The organism is Oceanimonas pelagia, assembly GCF_030849025.1.
GTDB lineage: Bacteria > Pseudomonadota > Gammaproteobacteria > Enterobacterales > Aeromonadaceae > Oceanimonas > Oceanimonas pelagia.
In genome coordinates, this window is record NZ_CP118224.1 from 2,071,387 (window position 1) to 2,085,693 (window position 14,307).

General features: G+C 61.6%; 17 protein-coding genes and 1 other RNA gene. 8 read left to right on the top strand and 10 right to left on the bottom strand.

Annotated elements, in window-relative coordinates; all coding sequences use genetic code 11:
- Positions 1-15: 15 nt before the first annotated feature.
- Both PU634_RS09820 and PU634_RS09825 read left to right on the top strand, forming a co-directional pair.
- Positions 16-699, top strand: coding sequence for a DnaT-like ssDNA-binding domain-containing protein (locus PU634_RS09820; RefSeq protein WP_306760618.1), 684 nt, complete (start codon positions 16-18; stop codon positions 697-699).
- Positions 683-1,531, top strand: a complete 849-nt coding sequence (locus PU634_RS09825) for a DnaA ATPase domain-containing protein (RefSeq protein ID WP_306760619.1) — start codon at positions 683-685, stop codon at positions 1,529-1,531. The genes PU634_RS09820 and PU634_RS09825 overlap by 17 nt, the downstream gene beginning before the upstream one ends.
- Here the strand turns inward: PU634_RS09825 and PU634_RS09830 are convergent.
- The 3 genes from PU634_RS09830 to PU634_RS09840 are packed head-to-tail and all read right to left on the bottom strand — an operon-like array spanning position 1,528 to position 2,488.
- Complete coding sequence (locus PU634_RS09830) at positions 1,528-1,767, bottom strand: hypothetical protein (protein ID WP_306760620.1); 240 nt, start codon at positions 1,765-1,767, stop codon at positions 1,528-1,530. The genes PU634_RS09825 and PU634_RS09830 overlap by 4 nt on opposite strands.
- A gap of 9 nt (positions 1,768-1,776) precedes the next feature.
- Positions 1,777-2,238 carry a phage holin family protein gene (locus PU634_RS09835; protein WP_306760621.1) on the bottom strand — a complete coding sequence of 154 codons (462 nt, stop codon included), beginning with the start codon at positions 2,236-2,238 and terminating at the stop codon, positions 1,777-1,779.
- A complete protein-coding gene (locus PU634_RS09840; RefSeq protein ID WP_306760622.1) occupies positions 2,174-2,488 on the bottom strand; it encodes an ElaB/YgaM/YqjD family protein in 315 nt (104 codons plus the stop codon). Before PU634_RS09840 ends, PU634_RS09835 begins: the two co-directional genes overlap by 65 nt.
- 210 nt (positions 2,489-2,698) lie before the next feature.
- On the opposite strand from PU634_RS09840, the gene PU634_RS09845 reads away from it, so the two are divergent.
- The gene (locus PU634_RS09845; RefSeq protein ID WP_306760623.1) at positions 2,699-3,271 is read left to right on the top strand and encodes a YceI family protein; all 573 of its coding nucleotides are present in this window, start codon (positions 2,699-2,701) and stop codon (positions 3,269-3,271) included.
- Between the two features lie 86 nt (positions 3,272-3,357).
- Here the strand turns inward: PU634_RS09845 and PU634_RS09850 are convergent, their stop codons facing one another.
- The 7 genes from PU634_RS09850 to PU634_RS09880 form a co-directional block, all read right to left on the bottom strand.
- Positions 3,358-3,771 carry a host attachment protein gene (locus PU634_RS09850; protein WP_306760624.1) on the bottom strand — a complete coding sequence of 138 codons (414 nt, stop codon included), beginning with the start codon at positions 3,769-3,771 and terminating at the stop codon, positions 3,358-3,360.
- A 363-nt stretch (positions 3,772-4,134) separates the two neighbouring features.
- Complete coding sequence (gene gcvP / locus PU634_RS09855) at positions 4,135-7,017, bottom strand: aminomethyl-transferring glycine dehydrogenase (RefSeq protein WP_306760626.1); 2,883 nt, start codon at positions 7,015-7,017, stop codon at positions 4,135-4,137.
- 171 nt (positions 7,018-7,188) lie between these two features.
- The gene (gene gcvH / locus PU634_RS09860; protein ID WP_306760627.1) at positions 7,189-7,578 is read right to left on the bottom strand and encodes a glycine cleavage system protein GcvH; all 390 of its coding nucleotides are present in this window, start codon (positions 7,576-7,578) and stop codon (positions 7,189-7,191) included.
- A 19-nt stretch (positions 7,579-7,597) separates the two neighbouring features.
- Positions 7,598-8,701 carry a glycine cleavage system aminomethyltransferase GcvT gene (gene gcvT, locus PU634_RS09865; RefSeq protein WP_306760628.1) on the bottom strand — a complete coding sequence of 368 codons (1,104 nt, stop codon included), beginning with the start codon at positions 8,699-8,701 and terminating at the stop codon, positions 7,598-7,600.
- Between the two features lie 331 nt (positions 8,702-9,032).
- A complete protein-coding gene (locus PU634_RS09870) occupies positions 9,033-10,247 on the bottom strand; it encodes an FAD-dependent oxidoreductase (RefSeq protein WP_306760629.1) in 1,215 nt (404 codons plus the stop codon).
- Between the two features lie 4 nt (positions 10,248-10,251).
- Positions 10,252-11,442 carry a 2-octaprenyl-6-methoxyphenyl hydroxylase gene (ubiH, locus tag PU634_RS09875; protein WP_306760630.1) on the bottom strand — a complete coding sequence of 397 codons (1,191 nt, stop codon included), beginning with the start codon at positions 11,440-11,442 and terminating at the stop codon, positions 10,252-10,254.
- A 24-nt stretch (positions 11,443-11,466) separates the two neighbouring features.
- The gene (locus tag PU634_RS09880; RefSeq protein WP_306760631.1) at positions 11,467-12,033 is read right to left on the bottom strand and encodes a UPF0149 family protein; all 567 of its coding nucleotides are present in this window, start codon (positions 12,031-12,033) and stop codon (positions 11,467-11,469) included.
- 145 nt (positions 12,034-12,178) lie between these two features.
- Between PU634_RS09880 and zapA the strand changes: the two genes are divergently transcribed.
- The 5 genes from zapA to rpiA all read left to right on the top strand — a co-directional run bounded on the left by zapA (position 12,179) and on the right by rpiA (position 14,301).
- A complete protein-coding gene (gene zapA / locus PU634_RS09885) occupies positions 12,179-12,478 on the top strand; it encodes a cell division protein ZapA (protein ID WP_306760632.1) in 300 nt (99 codons plus the stop codon).
- 15 nt (positions 12,479-12,493) lie between these two features.
- Positions 12,494-12,676, top strand: a non-coding RNA gene (gene ssrS, locus PU634_RS09890) — 6S RNA.
- 20 nt (positions 12,677-12,696) lie between these two features.
- Positions 12,697-12,930: a VF530 family protein gene (locus PU634_RS09895; RefSeq protein WP_306760633.1), complete on the top strand. Its 234-nt coding sequence runs from the start codon at positions 12,697-12,699 to the stop codon at positions 12,928-12,930.
- A 65-nt stretch (positions 12,931-12,995) separates the two neighbouring features.
- Complete coding sequence (locus PU634_RS09900) at positions 12,996-13,574, top strand: 5-formyltetrahydrofolate cyclo-ligase (RefSeq protein WP_306760634.1); 579 nt, start codon at positions 12,996-12,998, stop codon at positions 13,572-13,574.
- 67 nt (positions 13,575-13,641) lie between these two features.
- Entirely contained in the window at positions 13,642-14,301 is a 660-nt protein-coding gene (gene rpiA / locus PU634_RS09905) for a ribose-5-phosphate isomerase RpiA (protein WP_306760635.1), read from the top strand.
- The last annotated feature ends 6 nt before the right edge of the window (positions 14,302-14,307 follow it).

Genomic DNA, 14,307 nt, shown 5'->3' on the forward strand with positions numbered 1-14,307 from the left:
AAGTATCCAGGCGCCATGACTCCCGCAGAACACCAGGCTCTGACCTCCCCCCGGCTTTCGCATCCCGCCCGTAGCCTTTACCTGCTTTATCTCAGGCACCAGGCACGGGGCGAGCTCACCCACCCCCTCGATTACCCGAGCCTGGGCCGGGCGCTGGCGGTGCAGGGCAAGGGCGATTACCGCTACCGGGTAACTCCGGCGGATCTCACCGCCCTGGTGGATGAACTGCAGCAGGCCGGCCTGTTGGCGCTGGAAGAACGCCCTCATCCACAGCACTATCACGGCGCCCGCTTTCGGCTGCCGTTGAAAAACCTGCAGGGGCTCACTCCCCTGCCCGCCCGCCAGTTTGCCATGTATCCCGAATGGCGGCCCGATGAGCAGTTCGAGGGCCTGGCACGGCTGTGCGGTCTGCTCGACTGCCATTTTGATGATGTGGAGCTGGGCGAATTTATCGCCTACTGGCTGGGCCGGCCGGAAGTGTTTGAAAACCAGCACCAGTGGATGCTGCGCTTTGTACGCCAGTTGAAAAACCGCCGCGCCCTGCGTCGCACTCCGGGCCTTGAGCCCCACACCGGTTATCAGCAAACCCCCCCGGTCCAGTCCGCCAGCGGCCCCAGCAAGCGGGCGCAGGAAATGATGGCAGAAGCCCGGCGTCTGGGCGGTGAGCAACAGGAGAGCCATGATGAAAAAGACACCTGAAGAAATGGCCGCCGACATGGCCGAAATCGCCCGCCGTCGCCGGCAACAGCAGCGCCCGCACAAGGACACCTCCCCCGCCGCCGCCAAGGGCGAAGTGCAGCAGGTGCTCAGGCGTCTGCGGCAGCTCAGGGAAAGCGGCGGCCTGCCGCAATACGATTATCAGACCCTGCGCCAGCTGTATGAGCAGCAGGCCAATGCCGATGTAAAACAATTGCAGCAGCAGGCCAGGATACAGCGCACCGAGCGGCTGCTGGCCCAGGCCGACTTAAATTCCGACTGGACCTTTGCCAACATGGATCACCATGATCCGGCGCTGGCGCCTCATATTGAAACCGCCCATCACTTTATCAATGCCTTTGATCACTGGGAGAAAAAGGGCGGCACCGGCATTTTGATTTACGGCGATTTCGGCACCGGCAAGTCGACGCTGGCCGGCGCCATTGCCCATGAGCTGATCCGGCAGCACCAGAAGTCGGTCATTTTTCAGCAATGGGCCTCGGTGGTGGACCGGCTGTTTTTTGGCGTGATTGAAGATCAGGAAAGCCGCAACCAGTATCGCCGGGCTCTGGAAGAGGTGGATCTGCTGGTGCTGGACGAAGTGGCCGCCAACCGCAGCCGGCTGGCGGAAAGCCAGTCCAGCTTCCTCGGCCACCTGCTGCGGCGCCGGCGCAACCTGTCGAAAAGCATCATTATCATCAGCAACCACGATCCCCAGTCGCTGCACCGGGCAGTGGGGGATTTCTGCTTTGAAGCCATCAAGGCCTTTCACCCGGTAGACATTGCCCTGCGCGGCCCCAGCCGCCGGCCGGATATCGGCGATTACCGCAGTTAAAGCCGCCACCAGATCAGCGCCAGCAGCCCTGCTCCCAGCAACAGCTTGTTGCTCAGCCGCCGGGGCAAGCGCGCCAGCCGCCAGGCCAGCCCCACTTTGGGCACCTGCTCGGCCAGCGCCAGCCAGTCTACCTCGGTTTGCTGGCGCCGCCGGGCCTGCTGGGTCAGCAGCTTCAGGCGCAACGCTTCGGCCTTGAGTTGCAGCAACCGCTGCTCCTCCTCCAGTTCTCTGTGCATGTGGGCTCCTCAGTCCTTCATCGACCAGTCACTCATGTCGCGCCGGCCACGCAGGTAGGCCAGGTCTTCCTGTACCTCCTTCAGGGTCTGCTCCAGAAAGCGGCGCTGCCCGGCCAGATTTTTCATCATGGCCAGGCAGGCCCAGAGCATGCCCAGCAGCAGGCCCAGCGCCAGGCCAAAAAACACCCACACCCGGGCCGCCGGCGACAGCACTTCGTTCAGGCCGAACAACAGGCTGATAAAGGCCATAAAGAACAAGGCCCCCGCCACCAGCGCCAGCACGCCAAGGCGCACCATGCGCTCCTTCTGGGCAATAAACTCGATGCGCGCCATGCGAAGGCGCACAAACAGCAACTCAATCAGGGTGTCCAGCAGCTCTCGCAGTGGCGTCTTGCCGGCCATGCCGTTAACGGCCCCGGCACAGCAGCGCACCCACCACCAGCCCCACCAGGGCGGCAATGCCCATGGCATGATACGGCTTGCTGTGCACCAGATCGTCGGTGTGATGAGCGGCCTGACGAGTACGTTCAATCACGGCCTCCTCCATGTCGGCATATTGCCGCTGAGCCCGCTCGAGCTGTGCCTTGAGCTTTTCCTTCAGGGCCTTTCCTTCCTTGGTGCCGTCGTCGGCCGCCGCCTGATACAGGGCTTCCGCATCCTTCAGCAGTTGTTTTACGTCGTCCATTAATGCGGCGCGTTCCGCCTCATATTTACCGGCCATGTTGCCTCCTTGTGATGATATTCAAGCCAAAACCGGATACTCCCCATACACCATATGGCCTGGCGTTGCCGTTCGCCAGCCGGAACACACATTTTAGTAAAGGATGCGATCGACACCGTCGCAGCGGCCTCGCTGGCCTTCATCACTGTCTTTCCCTCACGCCGCCCTGCCCTATACTCGAACCAGCCTCAACCTGTAAAGGAGAACACCATGCTTAAAAAAGTCCTGCTGACCTCCCTGTGCCTGGCCAGCACCTCGGTCCTGGCCGACTGGCAGCTGAACAATGAACTGAGCCGGGTCAGTTTTGTCACGGTAAAGAAGGAAAGCGTCGGCGAGCCCAACCATTTTGAACGGATCACCGGCCGGCTCAGCGACGCCGGCCGGTTTGAACTCACCATTGATCTGGCCAGCGTGGAGTCCGGCATTCCCATTCGCAACGAGCGGCTGGAAGAATATTTGTTTGAAACAGGCCGCTTTCCCAAACTGGTCCTGAGCGCCGATCTGTCCGGCCAGCTCGACGCCCTTGAAAGTGGTGAAGATAAAGTGATTGAAACCGACGCCAGTCTCAACCTGCACGGCAAGGAGAAGACCCTGCCCATTGCCGTGCTGGTCAGTCACAAGGGCAATGGCGATCTGGTGGTATCCAGCTGGAAACCGGTGATCGTGCAGCAGGAAGATTTTGGCTTTACCGCCGGCATCGACAAGCTGCAGGAGCTGGCCGGTCTGCCGTCCATCACCCGCGCCGTGCCGGTGAGTTTTGTGCTGACGCTGAACAGGCAGTAACCCGGCGCTGGGCCGAAAGACACCGGGCCCGGCGCCATGAGGCGCAATCTGGCAGGGACGGCCCGCAGGCCGTCCCGATATTGGAGTCAGTCTTTTCTGCCTGAATTGGTAAAGGCGGCAAGAACTTCCTTGTAGGGCACCCCACTCAGGTTTTTATCGATATCCCTGTTCAGTGCCTTGCGCAGGCGATCGTCCATGGCTTCGCGCAGCAGGCCCAGAAACTGGGGCGGTGCCGCCAGGTAGAAACCCCCGATCTCGTTGTGATCCAGCGCGTGCCGTACCCGGGCCATGATGTCGCGGGCAAAGCGCTGGTTCTCGGTATGACTGGCGTCGGTCTTTTCCGGTATGGCCGACACGTCTGTGGTCAGCTCGCTGGTTTTGAGCCGCGCCTCCGGGTGGGCCAGATCCATCACCTCTTCCCCCACGTTTTCAACCCAGTCCTGCCGGTAAACAACGGCCTTGGCGGCATCGGCAACCACGATCCAGTCTGGCATTGGCATGTCACACCTCTTTCGATTGTTGGAACAGTTCGGGATGCATTAAGCGACCTAAGTATCGTCGATTCCTGACAATTTGCATGGGGGCTGAATGGCTGTAGGCCATGCCAGCTTGTCGGCCAGAACAACAGCCTGCACGCCCGCTCCTGACGCTGTGCCAAAACAATACTGAAGCAGCCCGTTTTTCTCTGCCGGCACCAACGAGGGAGGAATATAGTGCACTATGCTCTGGATCTCCGCCCTCGCGGAGATGACAGACGTTGGCTGGCTGATAAATACTCCCCCTCTGACCACAAGCCCTGCCAAATACAAAAAAGCCCCGCTTTCCAGCGGGGCTTTTGCTATTCCACCAGGCTACGGCAGGAATCACTCGCCGTAGGCGTCGGTGGGCAGGCAGCTGCAGAACAGGTTGCGGTCACCGTACACGTCGTCGATGCGGTTAACCGTGGGCCAGAACTTGCTGCGGCGCACGTCCTCGGACGGGAACACCGCCAGCTCGCGGCTGTAAGCACGGTTCCATTCGGCATCCATGATGTCGTCCTGGGTGTGCGGGGCGTGCACCAGGGGGTTGTCTTCCAGGGTCCACTCGCCGCTTTCCACCTTGCGCATTTCGGCGCGGATCTGCTTCATGGCGTGAATGAAACGGTCGATCTCGGCCTTGGACTCGGACTCGGTGGGCTCGATCATCAGGGTGCCCGCCACCGGGAAGCTCATGGTCGGGGCATGGAAGCCAAAGTCGTTCAGGCGCTTGGCCACGTCCATTTCACTGATGCCGCTGGTTTCTTTGAGCGGACGAATGTCCACGATGCACTCGTGGGCCACGCGGTCGTTGCGGCCGGTGTAGAGGATAGGGTAATCCTCGGCCAGGCTGCGCATCAGGTAGTTGGCGTTGAGAATGGCCAGCTGAGTGGAGCGCTTCAGGCCTTCGTCGCCCAGCATGGCGATGTACATCCAGCTGATCGGCAGAATGCTGGCGGAGCCAAAGGGGGCGGCCGACACGGCGCCGTTGTTGCGGCTTTCCTTGTCGGTTTTCACCACCGCATGGCCGGCCACGAAGGGCGCCAAGTGCGCCTTGACGCCGATGGGGCCCATGCCCGGACCGCCGCCACCGTGAGGAATGGCGAAGGTCTTGTGCAGGTTGAGGTGCGACACGTCGGAGCCGATAAAGCCCGGTGAGGTAATGCCCACCTGGGCGTTCATGTTGGCGCCGTCCATGTATACCTGGCCGCCAAAGCCGTGCACGATTTCGCACACTTCGCGAATGTTCTCTTCATACACGCCATGGGTAGACGGATAGGTCGCCATGATGCAGGACAGATTCTCACCCGCCTCCTCGGCCTTGGCCTTGAGGTCGACCATGTCGATGTTGCCCTGCTTGTCACAGGCCACCACCACCACCTTCATGTTGGCCATCTGGGCCGAGGCCGGGTTGGTGCCGTGGGCGGAGCTCGGAATGAGGCAAATGTCGCGGTGCCCCTCGCCCCGGGACTCATGGTATTTCTTGATGGCCAGCAGGCCGGCGTACTCACCCTGGGCACCGGAGTTGGGCTGAATGCAGATGGCGTCGTAACCGGTGATTTTCACCAGCCAGTCTTCAAGCTCGCCAATCATTTTCTGGTAGCCCTGGGTCTGATCCAGCGGCGCAAAGGGGTGAATTTGCGCAAATTCGGGCCAGCTGACCGGCACCATTTCGGCGGTGGCGTTCAGCTTCATGGTGCAGGAGCCCAGCGAAATCATGCCGTAGTTCAGTGCCAGATCCTTCATTTCCAGCTTGTGAATGTAACGCAGCATCTCGGTTTCCGAGTGATAGCTGTTGAATACTTCGTGGCTGAGAATGGCGTTGTCGCGCTGCAGCGCGGCGGGAATGGAGCCGGTACCGGCGGCGGCCTTGGCATCCAGATCTTCCACTGTCAGGCCATGGCCCTCACCCAGGAAAATATCGAACAGCTCGGCCACGTCACTCCGGGTGGTGGTCTCGGACAGGGACACACCCAGGGCGCCGTCGAGGTCGGTGCGCAGGTTCACACCGCAGGCCAGGGCACGGGCCACAATGGCGTCCTTGTCGGCGGTCTCAACGGTCAGGGTGTCGAACCAGGTGTCGTGCCTGAGCTGAGCACCCTTGCTCTGCAGGCCCAAGGCCAGAATATCGGTCAGGCGGTGCACCCGCTCGGCAATGCGCTTCAGACCTTCCGGGCCGTGATACACGGCGTAAAAGCTGGACATGTTGGCCAGCAGCACCTGGGCGGTACAGATGTTGGAGTTGGCCTTTTCGCGGCGAATGTGCTGCTCGCGGGTCTGCATGGCCATGCGCAGGGCCGGCTTGCCGCGGGTGTCCCTGGACACACCGATAATGCGGCCCGGCAGCGAGCGCTTGTGCTCGTCGCGGGTGGCGAAGAAGGCAGCGTGGGGGCCACCGTAACCCATGGGCACCCCAAAGCGCTGGGCATTGCCCAGTACCACATCGGCTCCCAGCTCGCCCGGGGCCTTGAGCAGCACCAGAGAGAGAATGTCGGCGGCCACACAGGCAATGCCCTTGCCACCTTGCACGCGGGCGATCAGCTCCTTGAGGTCACGGATTTGGCCGGTGGTGGACGGATACTGGAACAGGGCGCCAAAAACGTCGTGCTCCACCACCGCCTCGGCGGGAGCGACCTTGATGTCGAAACCATAATGCTCGGCGCGCTCACGCACCACGTCGATGGTCTGGGGGTGCACGTCGTCGGCAATAAAGAAGATGTTGGCCTTCTTGTTCTTGCTCACCCGGCGGGCCAGGGCCATGGCCTCGGCGGCGGCGGTGGCTTCGTCCAGCAGCGAAGCGCTGGCCAGAGGCAGCCCGGTCAGATCCTGGGTCATTTGCTGGAAGTTGAGCAGGGCTTCAAGGCGGCCCTGGGCGATCTCGGGCTGATACGGGGTATAGGCGGTATACCAGCCCGGGTTTTCCAGCACGTTGCGCTGGATCACCAGGGGCACATGGGTATCGTGATAGCCCATGCCGATATAGCTCTTGAACACCTTGTTCTGGCGGGCCAGCGACTTCAGGTAGCTCAGGGCTTCCTGCTCGGTGCGCGGGGCGCCAATGCCAAGAGGCTGGTCGTTGAGAATGCTCGCCGGCACGGTCTGCCTGATGAGATCGTCCAGGCTGTCGGCGCCCACCACCGCCAGCATGTCGGCCACTTCCTGCTCGGAAGGACCAATATGACGGCCGATGAAGGCGTTATTCTGCTCAAGTTCAAACAAAGACTGGGTCATTTTTCCTTACTTCCTTCTTCGGGCCAGAGCCCGAGGGTAGACAGACGACCGGCGTTTTCGGGGGGTACTGGCCGGCAAGAGTCTGACATTGAAATGGCATGTCAGCAGCCGCGGCTGCCCGCTGTGAACGGCAGCATCAACAAAGCCCCCATAACGGGGGCTTTGGCGAACTTAATCTTCGTCGATGCTGTTTTCGTAGCCTTCGGCGTCCAGCAGCTCGTCCAGATCGGACTCGTCGGCCAGCTTGATGCGGAACAGCCAGCCGTCACCGTAGGGGTCGGAGTTCACCAGCTCGGGGCTGTCTTCCAGCGCCTCGTTCACGGCAATGATTTCACCGCTGACCGGGGCGTAGATGTCGGACGCTGCCTTCACGGACTCGGCCACGGCGCAATCTTCGCTGGCGTCCACGGTGCGACCCACTTCGGGCAGCTCAACAAATACCATATCACCCAACAGATCCTGCGCATGTTCGGTAATGCCGATCACCGCTTCACCGTTTTCTTCAACCCGTACCCATTCGTGTGAGCGGGCATACTTCAGTTCACTGGGGATATTGCTCATCAGTTGTTCCTCTTGGTTCTTAAAACTCGGCGACCGCTTTGCCGAAACGTACAAACGTCGGTTTTACCACGGACACCGGCATCCATTTTTTGCGCAGTTCCACTTCCGCATTGTCGCCAATGGTGCGCGGTACCCGCGCCAGCGCAATGCTGAAACCCAGTGTAGGCGAGAAGGTGCCGGATGTGATCACACCCTGCTGCTCGTTGCCATCGGCATCGGTAAAGCGCACCGCGGTACCGGCGCGCAGCACACCTTTCTCCTTCATCACCAGTCCCACCAGTTTGGGCTGGTCGCCGGCTTCGCGCTGGCTTTCCAGCGCGGCACGGCCAATAAAGTCACGATCGGCCGGCTCCCAGGCAATGGTCCAGGCCATGTTGGCGGCCAGGGGCGACACGGTTTCGTCCATGTCCTGGCCGTAAAGATTCATGCCCGCTTCCAGGCGCAGGGTGTCGCGGGCACCCAGGCCACAGGGACGTACGCCGGCTTCCTTCAGGGCATTCCACAGGGCGCCGGCCTGCTCGGCGGGCACCACGATTTCGTAGCCGTCTTCCCCGGTGTAACCGGTGGTGGCAATGAAGAGGTCGCCGGACTGCACGCCAAAGAAGGGCTTCATGCCTTCCACCGCGGCGTTTTGCTCGGGAGTAAACACGGTGGCGGCTTTGGCTTTGGCGTTGGGGCCCTGCACCGCGATCATGGCCAGTTCCGGCCGCTCGGTGAGGGTCACCTCAAAGCCGTCGGCCTGCTTCGCCATCCAGGCCAGATCCTTGTCGCGGGTGGCCGAGTTGACGATCATGCGGTAGTCGTCGTCGGCGAAGTAATAGGTAATGAGATCGTCAATCACCCCGCCCTGCTCGTTGAGCATACCGCTGTAAACGGCCTTGCCGGGCTGGGTAAGGCGGCCGATGTCATTGGCCAGCAGGCGCTGCAGAAAGGCTTTGGCACCGATCCCCTTCACATCGACGATGGTCATGTGGGAGACGTCGAACATGCCGGCGTCCTGGCGGACGGCATGGTGCTCTTCAAGCTGGGAGCCGTAGTTGATGGGCATTTCCCAACCGTGAAAATCCACCATTTTGGCACCGGCTTCCAGGTGCTGCGGATGCAAAACTGTTTGCTGAGTCATGACGCTTCCTTATATTCCGAGCCCGGCCAGCGAGCGATAATCCGGTATGGCAAACTGATTATACTCAAGCAAACCCGGGATAACATGGCAAGGAAGCCAAAAAAAACTAATCAGTTAAAATGGGTGAACAAAATGCAACCGGCAACAACACAGCCGCTTTAACGTGAAGAATGCAACAAAACTGGTTAAAAACACCAAAATTTAACATTTAATTAAAATATTTTATATAAATAGGCCCCTAAACAAGCACAAGCGCAAATTTTGCGCTTGTGCACCCGTCTTAACCAGGCTTAGAAAAACTAATTACCAGCCGGGGTCGGATTAGTTTTTCTCAAGTATTTTCATGCCTGCGGGAAAGCGTCGGTTGCAGCCCGCCCACGCCCAGGGCATGGGCCGCCAGCCGTCGCTTGAGCGGCGTCAGCCTGTCGGTCAGGCCAAGGCCCAGGGCACGCAATGCCCTGAATGGCCCTAATTCGATGCCAAACAGTCGTTTCAATCCTTCCATGCCCGCCAGCATGGTGGCGGCTTCGGCCTTGCGCCAGCGTTCAAAACCGCGCAGCCCGGCCAGCTTGCCGATGTCCTGGCCCGCGGCATGGCGGGCCAGCAGGGTGTCGGCCAGGGCCGCCGCATCCTGCAGGCCCAGATTCACCCCCTGCCCCGCCAGCGGATGTATGGTATGGGCGGCATCGCCGATCAGCGCCCAGCGCGGACCGCAGAACTGCTGGCTGTAGCGGGCCCTGAGGGGAATGGCCGCACGCGGCCCCAGCACCCGGCACAGGCCCAGACGCAGATCGAAGGCGGTGGCCAGTTGCTTGTTGAACTCAACTTCGGATAACGCCAACAGAGCTTCGGCCCGCTCCGGGGCGCAGGACCACACCAGCGAGCACTGGTGAGGATTCGCCAGCGGCAGAAAGGCGATAATGTCGTTGCCATGAAAGATCTGCCGGGCACACCGGCCGTGGGGCTCGTCGGTTTCAAGGGTGGCCACCAGCGCGTGGTGATCGTAATCCCATTCGAGCATGCCCGGTTGCATCTGGCTACGCAGCCAGGAGCGGGCGCCGTCGGCGCCGACCAGCAGCCGGCCGGTAATGGGGGTACCGTTGTCCAGCAGCACAAAGGCACCGGCGTCGCTGGCAGAGACGGTGGCAGCCCGGGCCGGCAGGTGCAGGCTGATGTGCGGGCTGAGCCGCGCCCGCTCCAGCAGGTGATATTGCAGCAGCCGGTTTTCGACAATATGGCCCAGATGAGGCTGATGCATCAGTTCGGCGGAAAAACCGATGCGGGCACGGCTTGCGGCCTCCCACACTTCCATCTCGGTATAAGGGCCAAGGCGGTCGCTGTGGCCGGGCCAGGCCCCCAGGTTTTCCAGCAGGGTTTGCGAGGCCAGGTTGATGGCACTGACCCGGTTGTCGGCCACCGCGCCAAAGTGCGGGTCCGGCTCCTGCCCTTCCACCACCGCCACCTTCATGCCGCTGGGGGCCAGCGCCAGCGCCAGGCTCAGCCCCACCATGCCACCGCCAATAATAATGATATCTGCCGCTTGCATCAGCTTACCTCTTGCCCATGGCCCGCCAGGCCAGTTGACTCTTTAACGGGGAGCAGGCCGCCATGGCCGAGAGCCCCAGGTTGCGCCCGGCGGCAAGCACCGGGTGATCGTTGGAAAACAGCAGCGCCAGCGCCGTGGTGAGCCCCACCATGCCGGCCTGATCGGGCAGCCGCGCGCGGCCGTAGCCGCTGAGCACGGCGTGACTGCCGAGATCCTGCCCGGCAGTCAGGGCCCGCGCCAGGTGCTCGGTGAGGGTGGCCACATCCCGCAGCCCCAGGTTAAAGCCCTGGCCGGCAATGGGATGCAGCAGATGGGCGGCGTTACCCAGCAACACCACACGGTGCTGCCAGGGCCGGAGCGCCTCGTCCAGCACCAGCGGATAACAATGGCGCTCGCCGGTACGCTCCAGTTTGCCCAGCCGGTAACCGAACTGCCGTTGCAGGGCGGCCAGAAAGGCGGCTTCGCTCATCGCCATCAGCGCTTCTGCCCGCCCGGGACTGACGCACCATACCAGCGAGCTGCGGCCCTCGCTCATGGGCAGCAGCGCCAGCGGGCCTTCCGGGGTAAAGCGCTCAAAGGCCCGGCCCCGATGGGGCTCGGCGGTGGCAATGTTGGCAATAATGGCGCTCTGGCCATAGTCCAGCCGGCGGCGGGGCATGCCCAGCCGCTCGCCAATCAGCGAGCGGTTGCCGTCGGCGGCCACCAGCAGGCCGGCACTGAAAGCGGCACCGGACGCCAGCTCCACATTGACCTGCTGCAATTGCTGTTCGAAACGGATAATACGGTCGGGACAATACAGGGTAATGTGCTCGCAGGCCGCCAGCCGGCGGTGCAGTTCACGCCCCGTGGGGTGCAGTTCAATCACCTGCCCCAGCGCCGGTACGCCGTATTCCTCCGCGCTCATTTCCACCCGACCAAAATGACCCTGATCGGATACCTGAATATGGGTGATGGGGGTGGCCAGAGGCGCCAGCGCCGGCCAGATGTCGAGTTGCTGCAGCAGGGTCTGGCTGTGCCAGGCCAGGGCAATGCTGCGGGCATCAAAGCCCGGGTGCAGATCCGGCCCGGGGCTGGCGGCTTCAATCAGCGCTATGTTGAGCCGGCCGCCATCGGGCCGGCGCAGCCCGGCCAGGCCCAGGGCCAGAACGGCGCCGGCCATGCCGGCACCATTGATAACCAGATCGTAATGGGTCATGACGGAGCCCTTGTTGCCGGACGATCAGTGCAGGGTGGGTTGCGCCGGGGCCGGGCGGCCCTTGCCGAATTCCTCAAAGGCCATGGTGGCACCGAGCTTGAGGTGTTCGTAAAGCACCACAAAGGCGGCTTCACTTTCTTCATCTTCCTGCTCGAACTCACCGGACACCTGGGTAATGCTGCTGATGTCCTGGATCATTTCCTGCAATTCGGGCGAGGCCTTGTTCAGCTCCTGCTGCACCACGCCAAAGCCGGCGAGAAAGGCCCCGGCCCACTCCATCATGGCGTCGAGCCGATCGTCGAGGGGCTCTTCGTCGTCGGGCAGCAACAGCTCAAAGCGGGTCTGCTCCATCAGATCATCGTAAACCCGGTTAAACAGCAGATTAACCGCCTTTTTCAGCTCGGCGGGCAGACCGAAACCGTCGTTGAGCAGCTCGTTGAAATGCTGCTGCCAGCGGGCATCGTCCCGGGCCATGCCGCCGCAGATCAGGCCGCAAATCACCCCGTGCACTTCGGCGGCGGTTACCACCAGGTTGTGCTGCTCCAGCAGGGTGGTAAAGGCATCAAAGTTGAGGCGGGCTTTCTCGTTCATCATTTACTCGGCTGATACTATTCAAAATTACCGCAGATCCTAGCACCGTCCCTTGATGCAGACCAGCAACCCCTTGAAAGTTCTGATGGCCCACTATATATTCCCGAGACTTTATATTGCTCATTGCAAGCCACCTGAGGACCACATGACCAGAGCGGCAATCGACATTGTTATTCTCGGGCGCCCTTACAAGGTGGCCTGTCCTGCCGGGCAGGAAGATGCTCTGCACCGGGCAGCCGATATGCTCAACGAGCGAATCCGCAAGTTCAAGGAAAGCGGCAAGTCCGCAACCAACGAACAAATCGCCATTATGCTGGCGCTGAACGTCTGTCACGAGCTTGAGCTTGAAAAGGACAAGAATCATCAATATGCTGACGCCATGGACAAGCGCATCAAGATGCTTCAGCATACCATTGAAGACGCACTTGCCAGCAAGGTAGGCTGAGTCCGCACAATTTGTTTTTCCCTGGGGTGTTCGTCAGTGGGTGGCGTCCCTGAGCCGATATCAACAGCACAGGAATCCCGCGTTGTTCGCTATTGAGCATGCTCGGCCCAGACCGAGACGCCTGCGGCGGGTACCGGGCTTCCGCCTTGAACCGACGGGTTCAAGGACTAACACTCGCAACGGCACTCCGGGGACCCATTCCTTCTTCGGGCACTCTCATGACCCAGCAGCAACCCAATAATCCCCTGCACGGCATCACCCTTGAAGCCCTGCTCACCGAGCTGGTGACAATATACGGCTGGGACGAGCTGGCCCGCCGGGTCAATATCAACTGCTTCAAAAACGATCCCAGCATCAAGTCCAGCCTGAAGTTTCTGCGCCGTACTCCCTGGGCCCGCACTCAGGTGGAAGAGCTGTATCTTCGTCTCAAAAACAGCCCCTGGCATCGCTGACCCTTTGCCTTCAACCCGGCGTTGGGCATAAGCTCGGCTCATTCTTGTCTTCAACGGAATGAACCATGACCGAACGCCATATCATCCGCCAGCAAATCAGAGCCGCCCGCCGCCGGTTGACCCACGCCGAGCAACAGGCCGCCGCCCACGCCATTACCGAACGGGTGGCCGGCACCCCTCATCTGGCCCGGGCGCAAAAAGTGGCCCTGTACCTGGCCAATGACGGCGAGCTCGACCCCCACCCGCTGATCGACTGGTACTGGTCTCGTGGGGCCCAGGTGTATCTGCCGGTGCTGCACCATTTCAGCCCGGGCCACCTGATGTTTTTGCGCTACGACCCCGACGCGCGCCTGATTGCCAACCGCTTCGGCATTCCCGAGCCCCGCCTCGACATTCGCCTGCTGCTGCCCAAAAATGAGCTGGAGGTAATTTACACCCCGCTGGTGGCCTTTGACGCCACCGGCAACCGCATAGGCATGGGCGGCGGCTTTTACGACCGCACCCTGGCCGGCTGGCATCAGGGGCTGGGCCCGCGCCCGGTCGGCCTGGCCCACGACTGCCAGCAGCTGCCGGAAATCCCCACCGACCACTGGGACGTGCCCCTGCCCGAGCTGCTCACCCCGGCCCGGCACTGGCGCTGGTAAAAGCCCCATGCAACCAGAGCCGGCTTTGCTATAATGCGCGGCACTTTTGCAGGAGAACAGCACAGCCATGACACAAGACGAAATGAAAAAGGCCGCCGGCTGGGCGGCGCTGGAGTTCGTGACCCCGGGCAGCATTGTTGGTGTGGGCACCGGCTCCACCGTCAATCACTTTATCGACGCCCTCGGCTCCGTCCGGGATCAGATCAAGGGCGCGGTATCCAGCTCCGAGGCCTCCACCGAGCGCCTGGCAGCACTGGGCATTCCGGTGTTTGATCTCAACGACATCAGCGAGCTCAGCGTCTATGTGGATGGCGCCGATGAAATCGACGGCTCCATGGCCATGATCAAGGGCGGCGGCGCGGCCCTGACCCGGGAAAAAATCGTCGCCGCCGTGGCCGACAAGTTCGTGTGCATCGTCGACGGCAGCAAAACCGTGGACGTGCTGGGCGCCTTCCCGCTGCCGGTGGAAGTGATCCCCATGGCCCGGGAATACGTGGCCCGGGAGCTGGCCAGACTCGGTGGCACACCCGTATACCGGGAAGGCGTGATCACCGACAACGGCAACCACATTCTGGATGTGCATGGCCTCAGCATTACCGAGCCCAAAGTGCTGGAAACCCGCATCAACGCCATTGTGGGCGTGGTCACCAACGGCCTGTTTGCCGAACGCGGCGCCGACGTGCTGCTGATCGGCACCCCCGACGGTGTGGTGCGCAAAGGCGGCTGAGGCCGG